Annotated in this window: 20 protein-coding genes; 9 read left to right on the forward strand and 11 right to left on the reverse strand. The window is 73.5% G+C overall.

Features of this window, described 5'->3' with window-relative positions; all coding sequences use genetic code 11:
• The 5 genes from pcnB to bcp all read right to left on the reverse strand — a co-directional run.
• On the reverse strand, window positions 1–1,484 hold a 1,484-nt coding region (gene pcnB, locus PSR1_RS12065; RefSeq protein WP_059437815.1), incomplete at its 3' end, for a polynucleotide adenylyltransferase PcnB.
• A gap of 163 nt (window positions 1,485–1,647) precedes the next feature.
• Complete coding sequence (locus PSR1_RS12070) at window positions 1,648–2,508, reverse strand: ribonuclease HII (RefSeq protein ID WP_370539094.1); 861 nt, start codon at window positions 2,506–2,508, stop codon at window positions 1,648–1,650.
• 1 nt (window position 2,509) lies between these two features.
• Window positions 2,510–3,352 carry an Fpg/Nei family DNA glycosylase gene (locus PSR1_RS12075; protein ID WP_059437817.1) on the reverse strand — a complete coding sequence of 281 codons (843 nt, stop codon included), beginning with the start codon at window positions 3,350–3,352 and terminating at the stop codon, window positions 2,510–2,512.
• 61 nt (window positions 3,353–3,413) lie between these two features.
• Window positions 3,414–4,724, reverse strand: coding sequence for an RsmB/NOP family class I SAM-dependent RNA methyltransferase (locus tag PSR1_RS12080; protein WP_059437818.1), 1,311 nt, complete (start codon window positions 4,722–4,724; stop codon window positions 3,414–3,416).
• A gap of 64 nt (window positions 4,725–4,788) precedes the next feature.
• The gene (gene bcp, locus PSR1_RS12085) at window positions 4,789–5,244 is read right to left on the reverse strand and encodes a thioredoxin-dependent thiol peroxidase (protein ID WP_012524363.1); all 456 of its coding nucleotides are present in this window, start codon (window positions 5,242–5,244) and stop codon (window positions 4,789–4,791) included.
• A 126-nt stretch (window positions 5,245–5,370) separates the two neighbouring features.
• Between bcp and PSR1_RS12090 the strand changes: the two genes are divergently transcribed.
• The 3 genes from PSR1_RS12090 (at window position 5,371) to tsf (ending at window position 8,508) form a co-directional block, all read left to right on the forward strand.
• Window positions 5,371–6,435, forward strand: coding sequence for a competence protein CoiA family protein (locus PSR1_RS12090; RefSeq protein WP_059437819.1), 1,065 nt, complete (start codon window positions 5,371–5,373; stop codon window positions 6,433–6,435).
• A gap of 361 nt (window positions 6,436–6,796) precedes the next feature.
• A complete protein-coding gene (gene rpsB, locus PSR1_RS12095; RefSeq protein ID WP_059437831.1) occupies window positions 6,797–7,738 on the forward strand; it encodes a 30S ribosomal protein S2 in 942 nt (313 codons plus the stop codon).
• Window positions 7,739–7,848: 110 nt separating this feature from the next.
• Window positions 7,849–8,508 carry a translation elongation factor Ts gene (tsf, locus tag PSR1_RS12100; RefSeq protein ID WP_012524360.1) on the forward strand — a complete coding sequence of 220 codons (660 nt, stop codon included), beginning with the start codon at window positions 7,849–7,851 and terminating at the stop codon, window positions 8,506–8,508.
• A gap of 184 nt (window positions 8,509–8,692) precedes the next feature.
• On the opposite strand, the gene PSR1_RS12105 is transcribed toward tsf, so the two are convergent.
• Both PSR1_RS12105 and PSR1_RS12110 read right to left on the reverse strand, forming a co-directional pair.
• Entirely contained in the window at window positions 8,693–9,478 is a 786-nt protein-coding gene (locus PSR1_RS12105) for a hypothetical protein (protein WP_059437820.1), read from the reverse strand.
• A gap of 22 nt (window positions 9,479–9,500) precedes the next feature.
• Complete coding sequence (locus PSR1_RS12110; protein ID WP_059437821.1) at window positions 9,501–12,878, reverse strand: TonB-dependent receptor; 3,378 nt, start codon at window positions 12,876–12,878, stop codon at window positions 9,501–9,503.
• 512 nt (window positions 12,879–13,390) lie between these two features.
• Here PSR1_RS12110 and PSR1_RS12115 point away from each other — a divergent pair.
• From PSR1_RS12115 to PSR1_RS12130, 4 genes are read left to right on the forward strand one after another with little or no spacing between them, the layout of a single operon-like run.
• A complete protein-coding gene (locus PSR1_RS12115) occupies window positions 13,391–14,137 on the forward strand; it encodes an energy transducer TonB (protein WP_059437822.1) in 747 nt (248 codons plus the stop codon).
• Window positions 14,138–14,189: 52 nt separating this feature from the next.
• Window positions 14,190–14,948: a MotA/TolQ/ExbB proton channel family protein gene (locus PSR1_RS12120; protein ID WP_059437823.1), complete on the forward strand. Its 759-nt coding sequence runs from the start codon at window positions 14,190–14,192 to the stop codon at window positions 14,946–14,948.
• 34 nt (window positions 14,949–14,982) lie between these two features.
• Window positions 14,983–15,402 (forward strand): biopolymer transporter ExbD, encoded by a 420-nt coding sequence (locus PSR1_RS12125; protein ID WP_059437824.1) that lies wholly within the window; start codon window positions 14,983–14,985, stop codon window positions 15,400–15,402.
• Between the two features lie 2 nt (window positions 15,403–15,404).
• Window positions 15,405–15,851 (forward strand): biopolymer transporter ExbD, encoded by a 447-nt coding sequence (locus PSR1_RS12130; RefSeq protein WP_059437825.1) that lies wholly within the window; start codon window positions 15,405–15,407, stop codon window positions 15,849–15,851.
• A gap of 77 nt (window positions 15,852–15,928) precedes the next feature.
• Here PSR1_RS12130 and PSR1_RS12135 read toward each other — a convergent pair whose 3' ends face one another.
• Entirely contained in the window at window positions 15,929–16,867 is a 939-nt protein-coding gene (locus PSR1_RS12135) for an RluA family pseudouridine synthase (protein WP_059437826.1), read from the reverse strand.
• Window positions 16,868–17,067: 200 nt separating this feature from the next.
• On the opposite strand from PSR1_RS12135, the gene PSR1_RS12140 reads away from it, so the two are divergent.
• A complete protein-coding gene (locus PSR1_RS12140; protein WP_059437827.1) occupies window positions 17,068–17,640 on the forward strand; it encodes a fumarate hydratase C-terminal domain-containing protein in 573 nt (190 codons plus the stop codon).
• On the opposite strand, the gene PSR1_RS12145 is transcribed toward PSR1_RS12140, so the two are convergent.
• Window positions 17,637–18,236 carry a hypothetical protein gene (locus PSR1_RS12145; protein WP_059437832.1) on the reverse strand — a complete coding sequence of 200 codons (600 nt, stop codon included), beginning with the start codon at window positions 18,234–18,236 and terminating at the stop codon, window positions 17,637–17,639. The two genes, PSR1_RS12140 and PSR1_RS12145, sit on opposite strands and share 4 nt — an antisense overlap.
• 129 nt (window positions 18,237–18,365) lie before the next feature.
• On the opposite strand from PSR1_RS12145, the gene PSR1_RS12150 reads away from it, so the two are divergent.
• Window positions 18,366–18,677: a hypothetical protein gene (locus PSR1_RS12150; protein WP_059437828.1), complete on the forward strand. Its 312-nt coding sequence runs from the start codon at window positions 18,366–18,368 to the stop codon at window positions 18,675–18,677.
• A gap of 102 nt (window positions 18,678–18,779) precedes the next feature.
• Here the strand turns inward: PSR1_RS12150 and PSR1_RS12155 are convergent, their stop codons facing one another.
• Together PSR1_RS12155 and PSR1_RS12160 are read right to left on the reverse strand one after the other, a co-directional pair.
• Entirely contained in the window at window positions 18,780–19,289 is a 510-nt protein-coding gene (locus PSR1_RS12155) for a YhbY family RNA-binding protein (RefSeq protein WP_059437829.1), read from the reverse strand.
• A gap of 12 nt (window positions 19,290–19,301) precedes the next feature.
• Window positions 19,302–19,879 (reverse strand): tetratricopeptide repeat protein (locus PSR1_RS12160; RefSeq protein WP_152643345.1); only part of this gene is annotated, 578 nt, incomplete at its 5' end.

Consider the following 19,879-nt stretch of genomic DNA (forward strand, 5'->3'; position numbering starts at 1 on the left):
TCGTCGGCGGCATCGGCGGCCTCGGCGGCCTCGGCCGGGATCACCACCTCGCGGACGGCGCCCTCGTCGCGGTCGGGGCGGCGCGGCGCGGCGCCCTCGCGGCGGTGGTCGCGGCGGTCCTCGCGCGGGCCGGCGCGGCCCGGGCGCTCCGCCGGCGGGTGGGCGTGCGGCGCCTCGGCCGCCCAGCGCTCCAGCGCCTCGCCCCCGCTGCCGGTGGCGCGCACGCGGATCTCGAGGAGCTGCAGCGCGTCCTGGAAGTAGGTCTGGCCGGCCGGGCCGCGGCCGCGGCGCCGCCGGCGCTTGCCCGGCTCCTCGAGCTGCCGCTGCGCGTGCAGCGCCAGCCGGATGCGCTCCGCCACCTTGCGCGGGAGCCGGGCGGTCTGCACGAGCGAGGCGAGGAACGCGTCGGCCTCGTCCCAGCGCGGGGCGCCGGCGTCCTCGTCCCGGCGCGCCGCGTCCGGGCGGGCGGCGCGCGGCGCGTCGGCGCCGAGGTGCATGAGCAGCGCGCCGAGCAGCACCGCCTCGGAGACCTCCGCGCCGGAGCGGACCAGCCGGTCGAGCGCGGCGAGGTGCGCGAAGAACGCGCGGCGCCGCCCGTCGTCCCAGGTCTCCAGCGCCGCGCCGAGCGCGGGCAGGATCACCGGCAGGGCGCCGCAGGCGCGCAGGAGCTCGAACGCGCGGGCCGACCCGCCGCAGCGGAGCAGCTTGAACGTCTCCTCCAGCACCCGCGCCGGCGCGCAGCGGGCCAGCTCGCCGGCCGTCCGCCGCATCGCCTCGAACGTGTCCGGGGCGATGGTGAACCCGAGCCGCGCGGCGAACCGGACCGCGCGCAGCGCCCGCACCGGGTCCTCGCGCATGCGGATCTCGGGATCGCCGATGGTGGAGATCCGGTGCGCCTCGAGGTCGGCGCGCCCGCCCACGTAGTCGATCACCTCGCCGGTGGCGACGTCGTAGAACAGGCCGTTCACGGTGAAGTCGCGGCGGACCGAGTCCTCCTCGGCCGTGCCGAACACGTTGTCGCGGGTGATGAGCAGGTCGCCCTCGCCCTCGCCCACGTCCTCGGCGACGTCGGTCGGGTTCTTCCGGAAGGTGGCGACCTCGATGACCTTGCCGGCGCGGAAGTACACGTGCGCCAGGCGGAAGCGGCGGCCGATGAGGCGGCAGTTGCGGAAGATGGCGCGGACCTCGCCGGGGTGGGCGTCGGTCGCGACGTCGAAGTCCTTGGGCGTCGCGCCGAGCAGCAGGTCGCGGACGCAGCCGCCCACCAGGTACGCCTGGTGGTGCATGTGCCGCAACCGCGCGATCACCTTCAGCGCGTCGCCGTCGAGGCGATCGACGGGGATCTCGGGCGGGTGCTCCGGAGGCGGCGCTTCGGGGGGATCGAGCGCCAGGCCCGGTGGCGGGCGGCGGTCTCGGTTCTCTTCGAGGTCTTCTGCGGGGTACGCCGGACGGAAAAGGTCGTTCTTCGTGGATGGCTCGTGCATGCGTTCGCCGGATCGGGGGGCGCCCTCGCCGGGGGAAATCCCGGGTCGGAGGGAAGCGCGCCGGCACCGTCGGGCTCGTCCTCGGGGCTGGTTCTAGCGATTACCCGCGGTTACGTCAAATGCAGATCCACGCGACACACGGGTGGCCGCGCGCCCCCCACCGTCAGTCGTCCTCCGCGACCGCCGCCTCCGCGAGCGCGAACAGGTCGCCCTGCGCCGGCTCGAGGCCGAGCGCCACGCGCACCGGCGCGAACGACCGCCGGTGGATGGGGCAGGCGCCCAGCCGGCCGAGCGCGTCGAAGTGCTCGGCGGTGGGGTAGCCCTTGTGCCGCGCGAACCCGTACCCCGGGTGGACGAGGTCCAGCTCCGCCATGAGCGCGTCGCGCGCGGTCTTCGCGAGGATGCTGGCCGCGGCGATGGTGAGCGAGAGCGCGTCGCCGTGCACGATGGGCGTCTGCGGGAACGGCAGGTCGGGCAGCTTGCGCGCGTCCACCAGCAGGTGCTCCGGCCGCACCGCCAGCCCGTCCACCGCGCGGCGCAAGGCCAGCATGCCCGCCCAGTAGACGTTCAGCCGGTCGATCTCCTCCACCTCGGCCCGCGCCACCGCCCAGCAGACGGCGTTCCGCTTGATGTCCTCGGCCAGCCGCTCGCGCTCGGCGCGGTCGAGCTGCTTCGAGTCGTCGATGCCGCGCGGCCGGTAGTCGCGCGGGAGCACGCACGCGCCCGCCACCACCGGCCCGGCCAGCGGCGCCATCCCGGCCTCGTCCACCCCGGCCACGTGCACGAGGCCGCGCTCCCAGAGCTCGCCCTCGTAGCGGAGCAGGTGACGGAGGCGCTGGCCCTCGGCCCGGTTCTCGCGCCGCCGCTTGCGCACGAGCCGCAGCACCTCGCGGGCGCCGGCGCGCGGATCGGCCTCGAGCGCCGCCTCGCACGCGTCGCCCAGCGCCTCGCCGCGATCGAGCAGCCGGGCGCGCAGCTCGGCGACGGACAGGCGGGCGAGGTCCTCGGGGCGCATCGCCCGCAGTCTACCGCTGGCACCGGGGGCAGAAGAAGGTGGAGCGCTGCGCCTGCACCACGCGCCGGATGGGCGAGGTCCGGCCCGCCCGCCGGCAGCGCGGGCATGGCTCGCCCTCGCGCGCGTAGACGAGGAACGGGTTCTCCGCCCCGGGCTCCTCGACGTAGGTGATCTCCGGCCCGTCCTCCGCGTCGAGCGTCATGCGGAAGGAGGCCAGGATGGCCGCGGCGAGCGCCTTCGCCTCGGCGCGCGACAGCGCGCGCGACGGCCGCCGGGGGTCGAGGCGCGCCCGGAAGCACGCCTCGCTCGCGTGGATGTTCCCCACGCCGGGCAGGATCCGCTGGTCGAGGAGCTTCACCTTCACCGGCAGGCGGCTCGCCGCGAGCGCGCCGGCCAGCGCGGCCGGCTCGATGCCGTGCTCCAGCGGATCCGGCCCGAGCGCCGCGACCTCCGGCACGTCCTCGAACCGCGCGCCGGGCACGGTCCGCAGCCGCCCGAACAGGCGCGAGTCCTGGAAGTGCAGCACCCCGTCGCCCTCGAGGCGCAGCCAGGCCCGCGCGTGGCGCGGCGCCGGATCGCCCGCGCCGCGCAGCACCCACTTGCCGGTCATGCCCAGGTGCGAGAGCAGCCCGACCGGCGCGCCCCCGCGCTCGAGCGAGACGAGCAGGTGCTTGCCGATCCGCCGGATGCCGGCGAACCGGGCGCCCTCGAGCGTGCGGGCGAACGCGGCCGGCGTCGCCGGGCGGAAGATCCGGCGCGCCCGCGGATCCCAGCCGACCTCCACGACGCGGCGGCCCTCGGCCCAGCGCCGGAGGTTCCGCGCCGCGATCTCGACCTCGGGGAGCTCGGGCATGCGCGGGATGATAGCGGGCCGACGGCAAACGGCCAGCGAGCGGAGCCGGGGCGCAGCCCCGTCAGACCTTCTTGAACGCGGCGAAGAAGAAGCCGTCGGTCCCGTGGCGGTGCGGGTACAGCGCGCAGCGGCTCTCCGACGCGCCGAGCGCGCGGGCCCGCTCCGCGCCCAGGAACGGCGCGAGCGGCGCGGGCGCGAGCCCGAGCTCGCGCTCGGCGAAGTCGGCCACCTCGTCGTTCTCGGTGCGGCCCATGGCGCAGGTGGCGTACACGATCCGCCCGCCGGGCCGGGCCAGGCGCGCGAACCGGCCCAGCAGCTCCCGCTGGATCGCGGCGAAGCGCTCCGGATCGCCGGGCTGGAGCCGCCAGCGCGCGTCGGGCTTGCGGCGCAGCGTGCCGAGGCCGCTGCAGGGGGCGTCCACCAGCACCACGTCGGCCTTGCCGGCGAGGTCGGCCACGGCCTCCGCCGCCTCGGGGCCGGCCGGGACGACGCGGGTGCGGAGGTTGTGCACGTGGGCGCGGCGGGCGCGGCGGCGCGCGTCCTCGAGCCGGCCGGCGTCGCTGTCGAGCGCGTGGAGCGAGCCCTTGTTGTGCATCTCGGCGGCGAGCGCGAGCGACTTGCCGCCCGCGCCGGCGCACGCGTCCACCACCACCTGGCCCGGCCGCGCGCCGCAGGCGAGCGCGATGAGCTGGCTGCCCTCGTCCTGGATCTCGAACCCGCCGGTGCGGAACGCCTCCAGCGCGAACGCGTTCTGGTGGCCGTCCAGGGTGAGCCCCCACGGCGAGAACCGGGTCGGCTCCGCGGGCACGCCCTCGGCGGCGAGCGCCGCCCGGAGCGCCTCCCGGTCGCCGGCGAGCGCGTTCGCGCGGACGGTGAGCGGGGCCCGCCGGTTCAGCACGGCCGCGAGCGCGCGCGCCTCGGCCTCGCCCAGCTCCGACACCAGCCGCTCGGCGATCCAGCGCGGGAGCGAGGCCTCCACCGCGAAGCGGTCCAGCGGGTCCGGGATGGCGGCGATGCGCGCGTCGGCCTCGGCGAGCCCCGCGAGCGCGCGGGGCGCCGCGCCGAGCCGCGCCGCGGCCTGGGCCGGCCCCACCCCGGCCGCCCGGACCAGCCAGGCGGCGTAGCGGGTGGCGAGCGCCGGGCTGCCGCCGAGCAGGAAGTCGAGCTGCCCCTGCGAGCGCAGGATCCCGTAGACCGCCTCGGCCACCGCGCGGCGCTCGTTCGCCCACAGCGCGCGCTCGCGCCGGAGCACGCGCTCCAGCGCCCGGTCGGCCAGCCAGCCCTGGTCGTGCACGAGGCCGTGCACCTCGAGCACCAGGGCGTCCACGAGGTCGTTGCGCGGCGGGCGCTGGGGGTGGGGCTTCCGGGTCATGGCGTGCGCCCGCGGGCGCCTCCCTCCCGCGCGCGGGAGGGAGGCCGGGCGGGCGCCGCGGAATCTACAGGCTCTCGAGCACGCTGGCCACGTGCCCGTCCACCTTGACCTTCGGGAACACCTTCTCGACCTTGCCGTCCGGCCCGATCACGACGGTGGTCCGCTCGGTCCCCATCACCTTCTTGCCGTACATGTTCTTCTCCTTCCAGACGCCCCAGGCCTGCTGCACGGCCGTGTCGGCGTCGGAGAGGAGCGGGAACGGCAGCCCGAGCTTCTCCTTCCACTTCTTCTGCGCGGCGGGCGCGTCCTTGGAGATGCCCACCACCGCGACCTTCTGCTTGGTGAACGCGTCGACTTCGTCCCGGAAGTCGCTGGCCTCCTGCGTTCAACCCGACGTGTTGGCCTTGGGGTAGAAGAACACCACCACGCGCTTGCCCTTGAACGACGAGAGCTTCACCACGTTCCCGTCCTCGTCGGGCAGCGCGAAGTCCGGCGCCTTCTTGCCGACCTCGAGTGCCATGGCTTTCTCCCTCCGTGAACCGTCCGGCGCGGGGCGCGCCGCCGCGCCATCCCTACCGCGCAGGCGCGGCGCCCGCAGGAGCCCGGGAGGGGATCCGCGCCGGGTTCTCGGCTAGGTTCTCGGTCCGTGCCGCGCCGCCGCCCCGCCCCCGCTCGCATGCGCCCCGGCCACCCGGCCGCCGCGGCCGGCAAGGTGCGCGCCCCGGTGCGCGCCGGCGCGCGGGGGGACGTGCTGCTCGCCTGGGCGCTCGATCGCGACGGCCGCAAGGTGAACGCCGGCCGGCTCGACCCGGCCGACCGGCGCCGGCTGGCCCCGTTCACCTGCCTCGGCTGCGGCGAGCCGCTCGTCCCGCACCTCGGGCGCGTGCGGGCGCGCCACTTCGCGCACGCGCCCGGCTCCGCCTGCCCGCTCACCGCGCCGGAGACGGCGCTCCACCTCGACGCCAAGGAGCGGCTGCTCGCGCTCTGCGCCGACGCCTTCGAGCGGCGGCGCACCGTCACCGTGCTGGCGCGCTGCCCTTCGTGCCGCCGCCTCGCGCCCCGCGACCTCGCCGCCGAGGGCGACGCCGCCGCGGCGGAGGGCGCCGTCGGGCCGCTGCGCGCCGACGTGCTGGTGCTGCGCGCCGGGAGCCCGGCGCTCGCCATCGAGGTCCTGGTCACGCACGCCGTCGAGGCGGAGAAGGAGGCGGCGCTCGCCGCTGCGGGCGTGCCGGCGGTGGAGATCGACGCGCGGGAGGAGTGGGAGCGGGCGGAGCCGGACGGCGCGGTGGCCATCGTCCCGGTGCGCTCGCTGGGCTTCCCGGCCTGCCCGGCCTGCGCGGCGGGCGCCCGCGCCGACGCGGACCGGGCGCTCGGCGGGGAGGCGGCGGAGATCGCGGAGTTGGAGGCGTACCGCGCGCGCGGGCTGCTCGGTCCCGCCCTCCGGACCCCCGTCCCGGCCGCGACGCCGGGGACCGCCCCGGCGCCCGCGGAGGAGCCGGACGCCCCCTTCTCGGAGGCGGAGCGGGCCGAGCTGCGGGCCCGCTTCTCCTGCCCGGACTGCGGCGGGGCCGCGATCGCGTTCGGCGCCCGGATCGCCCGCCATCCCTGCCCCGGCCGGCCGTCGCGCCCGATCGCCTGGCGCGGCTACGACGGCGCGCGGATCGAGCTCACCTGGTGGAAGCGGCCCGCCGGGCCGGCGCCGCGGCGGTGACCGGCTGCAAGCTCCCGTCCTGACCGCGCTTTTCGGGGCCGAGCGCCCGCCCGGCATGGACCGTGCCGAGCTTGAATCAGGCCCCGCTCTGTGTTAGATGACCGCTCCCCGTCGCCTGGGTTGGCGTCGGGCGCCCGCGAGGGCGAAACGCAGCAAATTCACACACCCCTCCGCATCGGCGCGCTCCGGTGCTCCGTCGAGACGGCCCGCACGGCGTCCGGCGGGCGTACGGCGCGCCGCTCCAGGCGGGGTGGCGGAACAACCGGAGAAGACCATGGAAACGCAGGAGACGCAGCAGCAGCCCGCGGCCGCCGTGCCGCCCCCGGCCGCCCCCGAGGCGGCCACCCCCGCGCCCGACACGATGGCCGCCGCGCTCAGCCAGGGCGGGACCGCCATCACCATGAAGGCGCTGCTGGAGGCCGGCGTCCACTTCGGCCACCAGACCAAGCGCTGGAACCCGAAGATGAAGCCGTTCATCTTCGGCGCGCGCAACGGCATCTACATCATCGACCTGCAGAAGACGGTCGGCCTGGCCCGCAACGCGCTCCGCTTCGTGTCCGACGCGGTCGCGAAGGGCGGCTCGGTGCTGTTCGTCGGCACGAAGAAGCAGGCGCAGGACGCCATCCGCGAGGAGGCCTCCCGCTCCGGCCAGTTCTTCGTCACGAACCGCTGGCTGGGCGGCACGCTGACCAACTTCAAGACCGTGAAGCAGGGCATCGACCGGCTGAAGACCATCGAGAAGATGGCGGCCGACGGCACCTACGAGCGGCTCCCGAAGAAGGAGGTCGCCCAGCTCGAGCGCGAGCGCGAGAAGCTGGAGAAGAACCTCGGCGGCATCAAGGAGCTGTCCCGCCTGCCGGCCGCGCTCTTCGTGATCGACACGAAGAAGGAGCACATCGCGGTGCACGAGGCGAACCGCCTCGGCATCCCGGTGGTCGCGGTGGTGGACACCAACTGCGACCCCGAGGGGATCGACTACGTGATCCCGGGCAACGACGACGCGATCCGCTCGATCCGCCTGTTCACCGGCAAGGTCGCGGAGGCCTGCATCGAGGGCAAGGGCCGCTACTCGGCCTGGGTGGCCGAGCACGGCGGCCACGACGAGCGCCGCGAGCAGGAGGACCGCGACGCGGCCAGCGAGCGCGGGCACAAGGATCGCCGCGATCGCCGCGACCGCCGCGGCGGGCCGCGTGAGCGCCGCGAGCCGCGCGAGGACCGCGCCGCCGCCAGCGCCAACGTCGAGGTGGTGCGCAAGGGCGAGGTCGCCCCGGCCGCGCCCGAGGCCGCTCCGGCGAAGGAGTAGCCGCCCCCGCCCCGCGCGCCGCGCGGGGTGACTTCGCTTCCCGGGGGCGGGCCCACCAGGCCCGCCCCCATCCTTTTCCGCACAGACAGAGCACAGACAGGAGACGGTTCGTGGCCGAGATCAGCGCGAAGATGGTGCAGGAGCTCCGGGAGAAGACCGGGGCCGGGATGATGGACTGCAAGAAGGCCCTCACCGAGGCGGGCGGCGACCTCGCCAAGGCCGAGGAGGTCCTCCGGAAGAAGGGGCTCTCCGCCGCGGCCAAGAAGACCGGCCGCGCCGCCACCGAGGGCGCCGTCGCCAGCTACATCCACATGGGCGGCAAGATCGGCGTCCTGGTGGAGGTGAACTGCGAGACCGACTTCGTGGCGCGCACCGAGGGCTTCCAGGGCCTGGTGAAGGAGATCGCCATGCAGATCGCGGCCGCCTCGCCGCGCTGGGTCCGCCGCGAGGAGGTCCCCGCCGACGTCGTCGCCAAGGAGCTGGAGATTGCGAAGGCGCAGGCCCGCGAGCAGAAGAAGCCCGAGGCCATCCTCGAGAAGATCGCCACCGGCAAGGTGGAGAAGTTCTACTCGGAGTTCTGCCTCATGGAGCAGGCCTGGGTGAAGGACGACAAGAAGAAGATCCAGGACGTGCTCACCGACGCCGTCGCGAAGATCGGCGAGAACATCCAGATCCGCCGCTTCGCCCGCTTCGTGCTGGGCGAGGGCCTGGAGAAGAAGCAGGAGAACCTGGCCGAGGAGGTCGCCAAGGCGGCCGGCCTGCAGAAGTAGCTCCCGCCTTCCGGCATCGGCATCTCGGGGCCCCGGTCCGCGTTCGCGGGCCGGGGCCTCGCCGTCTCCGGGCCCCGCCGGGCGTGGCGGCGCGCCGAGGACGTGCGAGCGCGGACCAGCGGGCATGAAAAAGGGGAGCCGGCACGGATGCCGGCTCCCCGGGTGCTTCAGGCTTTCGACGAGGCTACGGCGCTTCCGTCGTGACGCTCACCGGGGCCGTCTCGAAGCTGGCGGCGGTGGTGGGGAAGCCGGCCGTGTCGGCGGTCACCTTGTACCAGTAGGTGGCGCCCACCGCGACGCCGGTCTTGACGTACGGCGACGTCGTCGCGACCGCGGCGAAGGTCCCGGGCGCGCCGCTCACGTCCGGCGCCTCCCAGAGCTGCACGTTGGTCATGTTGTCGCCGGCGTCGCTGAAGTCGACCGTGATCTCCGTGCCCGCGGTGTCGGACTGCGCGGCCGCGAGGTCGTTCACGAAGACGTTCACGTCGATGGCGAGCGGGTGCCCCTGCTTGTCCGAGACCGTGCCGGCGAGGTTGTAGATGCCGGCGGCGAGCTCGGTGAGGCTGAACCACGAGTCCACGTCCGAGATCGAGGGGCCCGGGTACAGCACGACCGAGGCGCCCTCGAACGAGGCCGGGGACTGCGGGTAGTAGCAGGACATCCAGTTGCCGGGGCCGGCGCCGTTGACGGACAGCCAGCCGCCGGCCGGCGTGCAGTCGGTGGGGCTCGACTGGATCGAGGCGCCATCGAGCAGCTTGCCCGGGTTCGTCTTCACGAAGATGACGGTGGAAGACGGCGACGACACGGTCCAGCTCGTCCCCGTGTTCGTGCCCTCGACCGCCGCGCCGCCGTCCGTGGCGATGACGTTCACCACCGACGGCGTGCCCTTGTTCTCGTCCTCGTACGGATCGCAGGCCTGCAGGCCGGCGACCGCGATCAGCGTCAACGCGAGCTTGGTCAGCGTCTTCATGTTGGTCTCTCCTTGGCTCACGCTAGAAGCTGAGCGACAGGCCGAGGCGCAGCGACAGCGGCATCATGAAGGACGCCGTGCCGGAGGCCGGCCGACCCCAGTTCGGATTGACGGTCACGTTACGCCCGTCGATCGTCTTGAGGTACTTGAGGTCGGGGCAGGCCGACTGGAGCGCCTGCACCGGGTTGGCCTTGCCCACCGAGGACTTGTTCGAGCACTTCGCGCCGCTGATCGGCTGCGTCATGTCGTACGTGTAGTCCTGGTCGATGAGGACGGTCTCCTCGCTGTTGAACACGTTGAACACGTCCACCGTGAACTTCAGCGCGTACGGCGGCTTGATGACGTACTCGAGCGCGCCGCGGAGGTCCACCTTGTTGGTCCAGGGCGACCGGCCCGCCATGCCGCGGGGCACGACGAACGTCTGGGAGACGTCGTACAGGTCGTTGTAGCCGGCCAGCGCGCTGACCGGGTTGCCGGACTGGCCGGTGTACGCGGCGCCGCCGGTGAGGCTGAAGCGCGGCGACGCGGCCCAGGTGTACGACCCGAAGAGCTTGATCTGGTGCGGACGGTCTCCGTACAGGTAGCCCTTCTGGTTCGTCATGATCGACGGGATGTCGTACTGGGAGGTGATGCCCGGGTCGAGCTGGTCGTCCTCGGGGCGGTACGGACCCGCGTAGTTGCCGCGGAGCACCGAGTACGTGTAGGACGCCGACGCCTGCCAGCCGCGCGAGAAGTTCTTGCGGACGGACAGCGTGACGCCGTCGTAGCTGCGCTCCGGCTTCGGGAACGGGATGACCATGAGCCGGCCGGTGGCCGTGTCGGTCGCCGTCGGGGCCGACGGGTTGTACGTCACGCCGTCGGAGCCCACGAACTCGCCGCCCTTGGTCGGGTTGCCGATGTAGTAGCCCTCACCGTCGTTCGGGGACATGTCCTCGATGATGTCGCCCTGGCGGCGGCCGGCGTACTCGACGCCGACGGACAGGTCGGACAGCACCTCGTACTCGATCTGGCCGCCGAACTGATCGACGTAGGCCTGGGAGATGTCCGGCGACACCGGCGAGGCCGCCGTGCCGGAGGTGGCGAACAGGTAGGAGCGGTTGGTGCCGTCGGCGCCGCCCGTCCCGAAGTTGCCGCCCCAGTTCGTCACGCCACAGGCGGACGGGCTGAGCTGGCGGGTGTCGTAGTTCACGAGCGACTGGTCGGCCGGGTTCGACATGCCGCCGCGGGTCGCGTTGCCGGGGATGGCGCAGCCGGGGGCGCCGCCCTGCGCGCTCGTCGGCATGTAGTAGACCAGCGAGCGCTCCGCGCCGAAGGTGCGGTCGCCGAGGTCGAGGGGCATGGCGTAGAAGAAGCGGCCCCAGCTACCGGCCACCTTGCCGCGGCCGCTGCCGGTGAAGTCCCAGATGGCCTGCACGCGGGGCGCCCAGCTGTTGTTGATCGTGAAGCCGTTGGACGAGGGGTTGCTGATGTTGTTCAGCGACTGCCCCTCCCAGCGGACGCCGTAGTTCAGGGTCACGTTCTGCGGCAGCTGCCAGCTGTCCTGCGCGAAGACGGACGTGCTGTTCGTGCCGGCGGTGTTCTGCACGCGGGTGGCGAAGACCACGTTGTCCGGGACCACGTCCGTGCCCGCCACCGTGGTGCGGGACGTCGGGACGCGGCCGTAGTTCGGGTCGTTCGGATCGACGGTGGGCGTGCTGACGTAGCCGTAGCCGCGGCGCGTGTAGATGAGGCCGTTGCCGGTGGTGGCGTAGTAGTAGCCGCCGGCGTAGCGCTTGTCCTGCGCGAACGTGGAGCGCTCGAAGTCCACGCCGACCTTGGTGTTGTGCGAGCCGAGGAGCTCGGACAGGTACGACGCCGACACGCGGGTGGCGAGGCGGTTCGAGGTCGCGTCGCTCAGGTAGCCGAGGCCGCCGATGTTGTAGAGGTTGACGCCGCAGCGGTCGTTCGCGGTGAACGCGCCGCCCGGATCGTTGACGCACTCCGGCAGCGCCTCGAAGTTCGTGACCGGCGTGCGGAAGCGGAACTGCAGGGTCGGCGTGTTGAGCTGATCGACGCCGGCCTGCGTCTTGTCCTTGGGGGCGCTGCTGTTGTAGTGCCAGCCCGCCTGCGCCTCGACGATGAGCCGCTTGTCGAGGAACTTGCCGGCGTAGCGCAGGCTGCCGTCGAACGTGTTGCCCGTCTCGTCGAAGGTGCGGCGGCTGGGGCTGCCGGCCATCGAGATGCTGGTCGCGCTGGTCGGCATGCCGACGGCGGACAGCGTCAGGTTGTTGTTCTCGTCGAGCAGGTAGGTCAGCTTGCCGACGTACTGGTAGGTGGTGCGGCCGGAGCGGTAGACCTGGTCGGTCCCGGCGACGCGATCCTGCACCTGGAGGCCGGTGGACCCGTCGAAGACCGGGTTGCCGTCACCGTCCACGCGGTTCATCTGCAGGAAGCGCTCGGTGTAGGTGCGGGTCACGATCGGCGCGAAGCCGGCGTAGAACCACAGCTTGTCCTTCATGATCGGGCCGCCGACCTCGAAGCCGAAGTCGAGGTCGTAGGCGCCCTCGTCGGGCTTGCGGCGCCAGCCGATCGCCTCACCGTTGGTGCCGGCGACCTTGCCGGTCGGGTCGATCAGCATGCGCGGGGTGAAGTCGGTGAACACCGACCCGTGGTACTCGTTCGAGCCGCTGCGGGTGACGACGTTCAGCACGCCGCCCGTGGTCCGGCCGTACTCCGGCTGGAAGCCGCCGGTCTTGACGTCGATCTCCTGCACGAAGTTGTTCTGCAGGGTCGGCGTGAGCGTCTGGGAGTTCGGGTTGCCGGCGAACGTGCCGTACACCGGGTCGGTCACGTTGAGGCCGTCCACGATGTACGAGTTCTCGGGCGACTGGGCGCCGGCGAAGCTGACACCGTAGGTGTCGGCCTGCGCCGTCGGGACCACGGTCGCGACGTTCTCGACCGAGCGGCCCACCGGGATGTTCGCCATGAACTCGCGGGAGACCACCGCGCCGCTCTCGGCGGCGCCGATGTTCACCACGGGAGCGGCGCCCGTCCGGACGACCTGCTCCTCCATCTGCACGGCCTCGGGGACCACCGCGATGTTCGCGCGGATGGTCTTGTCCGCGCGCATCGTGATGTCCGACCGCTCGGCGGGCTTGAAGCCCTCGAGCTGGACCGCCAGGGAGTACGCGCCAGGGGGGAGAAGGGTGATGCGATAGTTGCCGTTCGCGTCGGTGACCGCCGTCTGCTCACCCTGGAGATTCGGGCTCCGCGCGACGATGACGGCACCTGCGACGGGCTTACCGGTCGACGCATCGGTCACCACACCGATGATCGTGCCGGTCGTTTGGGCGAACGCGACTCCCGCGAACAACAGCGCGAGCGGCGCGATCCGCAGGAGGCGCAGCAACTTCTTCCTCATGACTTCCTCCAGGGAGAGAGCACTCAGCCGCACCTGACGGTCTGACCTCCGGGCGGAGGGACTCCGCTCGGATGACCGACCGACGGGTCAATTGGTTGATGGTTCTAGGCTTCCGCTGTGAGGAATGTCAAGCAAGCGGCGGTTGTTATAAGGTCGTGTCGTGCGCGCCCCGCCGGGGGCGCAACACCCCACGGATACGGGACTTTTCGGACGCCGGCGACCGGGGATCGCCTTCGCGGCGAGCGATATCGCGACGACCTGCGTCAATTCGCGCGTTGCACCGGAAAGACGCAGGCGGGTGGCGCGGAAACGGGCACGATTGGGATCCGCCGGGCGCAATCCCGCACCCACCGTCGAACCCCATCCTTTAGATCGGGATCCCGGCGCCCCGGGCGCCGCCGTCCCCCCTCCCGAGGCGCCGATGGACAAGTATTGACAAGGGCTTGGAGGACGACTAGGTAGCGGTGCTTCTTTTCCCAGCCGATTCTCCCGTCAATACCAGCGAGCGGAACGTGTTCGACGAGGTCACCAAGCAAGAGGGCGGGAAGAACGCTGCGAAGCGGGCCGGCTACGTCTTCGGGTCGACCGTCTTCCAGATCCTTCTCGTGTTCGCGATCATCACGGCGTCGGCCGCCATCAAGGCGAAGATCGTCGACGAGCCGGTGGTGGACGTGAAGTTCGTCAAGGCGGCTCCCCCGCCCCCGCCTCCCCCGCCGGCGCCTCCCCCGCCGGCCGCCCGGAAGCGGCCGCCGGACGAGAAGCCGCGCACCGATCTCCCCAAGCCGCCCCCGCCCACCGCGCTCCTGCAGCCGAAGGACGTCCAGGCGGAGATGAAGCCGCCCGATCCGAACGAGCCGCCCGAGCCGGAGTACGACTACGGCGACGCGGCGGCGGGCGAGGGCGTGGTCGGCGGCGTCGTCGGCGCCGCCCCGCAGCAGAACCAGATCGAGGACGCGCCGGCCTACGCGACCGCGGGCTACAAGAAGCCGCAGGCGGCCCAGCCGAACTGCGTCAGGGAGTCGGTGCGGCTCCCGCCCCAGCTGGCCGGCTTCATCTCCGGCCCGATCACCGTGAAGTTCGCGATCGGCCGGGACGGTCAGCCCTCCCGGTTCGAGGTGATGACGGCCGTCCCCGACAAGCGCATCGCCGACGCCATCTGGAACGCGGTGCAGTCGTGCAAGTGGATCCCCGGCGCCGACGCGCAGGGCCGCCCCACCGCCATCTGGGTGATCCTCCCGCTCCGGTTCGCCGGCAGCTGATCCGCAGCACGCCTCTTCCGTCCCGAGTCCTTCTGCCTCCAAGGAGAGTTTCATGTCGCTTCAGGTGATCCAGACGCTCCAGCAGCTGGCCGCGGCCCAGGCCACCCCCGAGGTCTCGTTCGACCTCCTGCACATGTGGAAGACGATGGGCCCGTTCGCGAAGTTCATCGCGGGCGTCCTGGCGGTGATGAGCATCTACTCGCTCGGCGTGATGGCCGAGCGCCTCGTGACCTTCGCCCGCGCGCAGAAGGCCTCCCGGCAGTTCGCCGCCGCGCTGCGCGACCTGCTCCCCGCCGCGAAGTTCGGCGAGGCGGTCGAGCTCTCCCGCAAGCTGAAGCGCGGCCACCTGCCCAAGGTGCTCGGGCTCGCCATCGAGGAGTACAGCCACGGCGTCGAGGCGCTGAAGACGCACGGCCCGCGCGACGTCGGCAACTTCGACGTGATCGCGGCCGTGAACCGCGCGGTGGAGCGCAGCTCGCTCCGCACCGTGAACGACCTCCGCCGCGGCCTGGGCGCGCTCGCCACCGTCGGCTCGACCGCGCCGTTCGTCGGCCTCCTCGGCACCGTGGCCGGCATCATCACGGCGTTCCAGGCGATGGCCGCCACCGGCTCCGGCGGCCTCGGCTCGGTGTCCGCCGGCATCGCGGAGGCGCTCGTGACGACCGCGTTCGGCCTCCTCGTCGCCATCCCCGCGGTGATGATGTTCAACTACCTCACCAACCGCGTCGAGGACATGCAGGTGGACATCACCGACTCGGCCACCGAGCTGATGGACTTCTTCATGAAGGAAGGCCGCGGCGAGGCGAAGTAGCGCTCCCCCGAGGCCCGCGAAGGAGACCTGACCGATGTCCATGGACGTTGGCGGCAAGGGGGTGAAGAGCGAGATCAACGTGACGCCGCTCGTCGACGTCGTGCTGGTGCTCCTCATCATCTTCATGGTCATCACCCCGATGCTCCAGCGCGGCAAGCCGGTCGTCCTCCCGGACGCGAAGCACGTCTCGGCGCTGAAGCAGGGCGGTGACCCGATCCTCGTGTCGGTGACGAAGGACGGGAAGATCTGGATCGACAAGGAGGAGGTCCAGAAGGCGGACCTCTCCCAGATGCTCACCATCGCCATGCAGATGCAGCCCGGCGCGCCGGTGCTGGTGAAGGGCGATCGTGACGTTCAGTACAAGACGATCCGCGAGATGATCTTCGAGATCTCGAAGACCCACCTCATGGGCGTCTCCCTCGCCGCGTCCCAGATCAAGGACAAGGAGAAGTAGCCATGGCGATGGGGCTCGGGTCCAAGCGACCCGTCACAGACATCAACGTCACGCCGCTCATCGACGTGGTGCTCGTGCTCCTGATCATCTTCATGGTGCTCACGCCGCTCGCGGAGAAGCAGAAGTTCATCCGCGTCCCGGAGTACCAGCCGGAGATGCAGCCGGTCCCGCCCGACTCGGTGCCGCCGGACCAGACGGTCCTCACCGCGCTCGGCAACGGCAACGTCCTCCTGAACAAGCAGGAGATGACGATCAACGACGCGATGCAGCGGCTGCACGTCGCCTACGACGGGCGCCCGTCCAAGGTGATGTTCTTCAACGCCGAGGACTCCGTCCGCTACGAGCAGGCCGTGAAGGTGCTCGACGCCGCCCACGGCGCGGGCGTGAACACGATCGGCATGATGACCGACCCGCCGCTCACCGGTGCGGCGGCGCCCGAGCAGCAGTAGGGCGCGCGAGGTCTGGAGGTTCGGAGGGGCCGGCACCGCGCCGGCCCCTCTCGTTTTTGGGCCCGGCGCGCCGCCGGTCAGCGCGCCGGCGGCAGCCGCGCCAGCACCGCCTCGAGCTCGGGCGGCAGCGGGCTCTCCACCGCCACCCGCGCGCCGCCGTCCGGGTCGTCGAACGCGAGCCGCCAGGCGTGCAGGAACTGCCGCTCGAGCCCCGCCAGCTCGGCCGCGGCGCCCCCGTACAGCGCGTCGCCGGCCACCGGGTGGCCGAGCAGCGCCAGGTGCGCGCGGATCTGGTGCATCACGCCGGTGACGATGCGGACGCGCAGCAGCGTGTGCCCCGCGAAGCGCCGCTCCGGCTCGTAGTGGGTCTCGGCCGGCCGCGGGCGCAGGCCGCGGGCCCGGAGCCGCTCCTCGGCCTCGGCGTCGGGCGCCGGCACCACCCGGCCCCCGCGCTGCGCGAGCGGGACCGAGCAGACCCCGCCCGCCGGCACCCGCCCCACCGCCAGGGCCAGGTAGACCTTGTCCACCGTGTGCGCGCCGAGCTGCCCGTGCAGCGCCTCCCAGGCCTCCGGATCCCGCGCGAACAGCACGCAGCCGCTCGTCTCGAGGTCGAGCCGCTGCACCGCCCCGCCCTCGCGCGGCTCCGGCGACGCCTCGGCGCACTCGGGGTGGCGCGCCGCCACCGCGTTCGCGAGCGTGCCGCCCTCGCCCGGCGCGAGCGGGTGGACCGCCACGCCGGCCGGCTTGTCCACCACGAGGTAGCGCGGCCGCTCCAGCAGCACCGCGAGCGGCGCGTCCGGCTCGGGCTCCGGGGGCCCGGCCGGCAGCTCCACGTCGAGCTCCACCAGCGCGCCCGGAGCGGCCGGGTCCGACGCGCGGGCGCGGCGGCCCCGGACGCGGACCTCGCCCAGCGCGAAGGCGCGCTTCACCGCGGCGCGGCCCAGGCCGAGCGCGTCGGCGAGCGCCCGGTCGAGGCGACCGGAGGCAGTGAGCGGCAGGCGGATCTCGCGTCTCAAGCGACCCTCTCGTGCGGGGTCCCGGGGCGCCCTCGCCCCGGTCCGCCGGCGTCGCCACGTTGAAGGAAGGGGTGCGGCGCGGCGATGCCCCGCTTGGAGATACCGCCCCGCCGCGCCGGACGGCAAGGGCCCGGCGCGACGCCGGGCGTTATGGAAGCCGCCCCGGCCCGGATGGCGGACCGACGGTGAAGGGAGCCCGGATGCCCAAGACGCTCACGCTGCCGGCCCGGCCGGAGGACGTGCGCGGGCTCGCCGCCGGCGACGAGGTGCTCCTCCGCGGCCGGATCGTCACCGGGCGCGAGGCGGCGCACCGCTACCTCGCGGCGCACGAGGACCCGCAGGTCCGGCGCTGGACCGAGGGCGCGGTGCTCTACCACTGCGGGCCGGTGGTCGCGCGCGCGCCCGGCGGCGGCTGGCGCTTCGTGGCGGCCGGGCCGAGCGCCTCCGGCCGCCACGAGCCCTGGGAGGCGGAGGTGATCGCCCGCTACGGGCTCCGCGGCGTGCTCGGGAAGGGCGGCATGGGCCCGCGCACGCTCGAGGCGCTCCGCGCGCACGGCGCCGTGTACCTGCACGCCGCCGGCGGCCTGGCCGTGTCGCTGGCGCGCCACGTGACCCGGGTGCTGGACGTGGCCCGGCTCGACGCCCTGGGCGTCACCGAGGCCATCTGGCTCGCCGAGGTGGAGGACTTCCCGGCGGTGGTGACCATGGACGCGCACGGCGAGACGCTGCACGCGCCCGGCGCCGACGCGCCCGGGACGCCCGCGCCCGGCTAGCCCGCCGCCTGGCCGCGGCGGCGCGCGCCGGAGCGCATCCGGACCAGCCCGTAGAAGAGCTGCTTCTCGGTGTAGAGCCGGCGCCCCGAGTACTCGCCGGCGCGGAACGACCCGGGCCGCTCGAGCCACATCCGCGCGCGCACCACTCCTTGGTGGGCAAACGGCGCGACCACCTCCTCCGGCGCCTGCGCCAGGTAGGCGCGGAGCAGGGTGCGGATCTTGCGGTTGTAGCGGGCGCGCGGGAAGCGCGAGTGCCGGCGGCCGCGGTGCAGGGTGCCGTCGAAGCGGTTCGACGCGTGGTACAGCTCGTGGACGATGGTGCCGATCCGCTCCTCGGGGGTGGAGGCCAGGAACCACAGCGGCCGCAGCGTCACCACATAGAGGATCTTCCGCCCCTTGATGCGCACCAGGGGCTTCACCGCCCCGCCCTCCCCGGCCCGGCGACGCGTCGCGCCGAAGTGCGCCGGCCGGATGGTGGCCCGCGAGCTGCGCCGGGCCTCGCCGGCCACCACCAGCACGCGCGAGGCGCGCACGTGGCCGAGCTCGGGGACCCGGAGCGCGAGGTCGCGGATCAGCCGCTTCACGGCACGTGTCATGTTGACCCGGCGCACCACCGCGGAGCATGTCCGACCTTCGTCCACTGGACAAGCGGCGACCCGCTACCGCGGCCGTAACACGCACGGGCGTCTTGTCCCGTCCCCCGGGGGCTCGTAGCATGCGCCGCCATGTTCCCGCTCCTCGCGGCCGCAGCCCTCCTCTTCGCCTTCGCATCCTGGATCCGGTTTCGCCGCCTGGAGCAGGCGCTCGTCGGCGAGCTGGCGGCGCTCACGGCCCGCGTGAAGGACCTCGCCGAGCGCGTGGACGCCGCCGAGGCCGACGTGGGCCACGCGGTCACGCAGACCGAGATCGCGGAGAGCCTGCTGCTCGACAAGGGCATCGCCGAGCCGGAGGAGCTGGAGGCGCTCCGCCGCCGCGTGGACGAGGACGACGCGCCGGCGCCGGCGTACCAGCCCGAGCGCGACGGCGCGCTGCACTAGCGGCGGCGCCGGCCGCGGGACCGACCCTTCGACGGGCTCGGGGTGAGCGGATCCTCGGATCCGCTCGGGGTGAGCCCGTCGGACCCCGTCGCCCGGGATCCGCTAGCGCCGGGTGCGCTTCGCGCGCGGCCCGGGCCGGCGCGCGGCGGGGCGCGTCCCCTTGGCGGGCGCGCGCCTTCCCTTCGCGGGCTGGCCCTTCCCCTCGCCGGCGGCGCGCCTCCGCGCCGGCGCGCGCCGTCCCTTCCTCGGCGCGCGCTTCGGCTCGGGACGCTCCGCCGCGGCGCCCGCGGGCGCCGGCTCGAAGCGGGGCCGCTCGGGGTGCCGGCGGTACGCGAGCACGGTCCGGCCCAGCACCTGCGCGACCTGCACGTCCTCGGCGAGGAGCCGGTCGGCGATCTCGAGGCGGTCCTCGGGGCTCTCGGTCCCGACCTTCATCTTGACCAGCTCGTGCGCGAGGAGCGCCTCGTGGAGCTGGCGGAGGACCGCCTCGGTGAGCCCGTCCTTGCCCACCTGGACCACCGGCGAGAGGTGGTGCCCGGCGGCGCGCAGCGCGCGGCGCAGCGGGGAGGACGGCATGAGGGCGCGCTTCTTCGGGTTCGTGGGTGCGGGCATGGTCGTCGGGTCCTACTTGCGGAGGTACTTCAGCTCGCGGGCGAGGTCGGCGTTGTCCGGCGCGGCGGCGAGCCCGCGGCGCAGGTGGCGCTCGGCGAGCGCGAGGTCGCCGAGCACCTTCGCCATCTGGCCGAGGAACAGGTAGCCGGGCGCGCAGCGCGGGTTCTTCTTGAGGCCCGCCTCGACGGCGGCGGCGCTCTGCGCCTGCTGGCGCTTCTTGTCGTCGGCCCGGAGGAACTCGCACCAGGCCTTCCAGATGCCGAACTCCGGCTCCTCCGGGTTGAGCTGCAGCGCCTCCTGGAACTTCGCGAGCGCCTCGTCGTAGCGGCGCGCCTTCACGAGCTGGGTCCCGGTCTGGAACAGGTTCTCGGCCTGCAGGATGCCCATCACGTCCACCTCGGGCGCCCCGCCGCTCTGCAGCTCCTGCACGTACTGCGCGCGCCGGGCCTCGTCGCCGAGCTCGGCCCAGGCGGCGCTCACGCGCGCGAACAGGTCCGCGCAGAGCTTCCGCACGTCGGCGGGCGCGTCGGTGGGGATGGCGTCGGGGTGGTAGAGCTTCGCGAGCTGGAAGTAGGCCACCTTCACCTGCG

The sequence above is a fragment of the Anaeromyxobacter sp. PSR-1 genome (assembly GCF_000964525.1).
In the GTDB taxonomy this organism is placed as follows: Bacteria; Myxococcota; Myxococcia; order Myxococcales; family Anaeromyxobacteraceae; genus Anaeromyxobacter.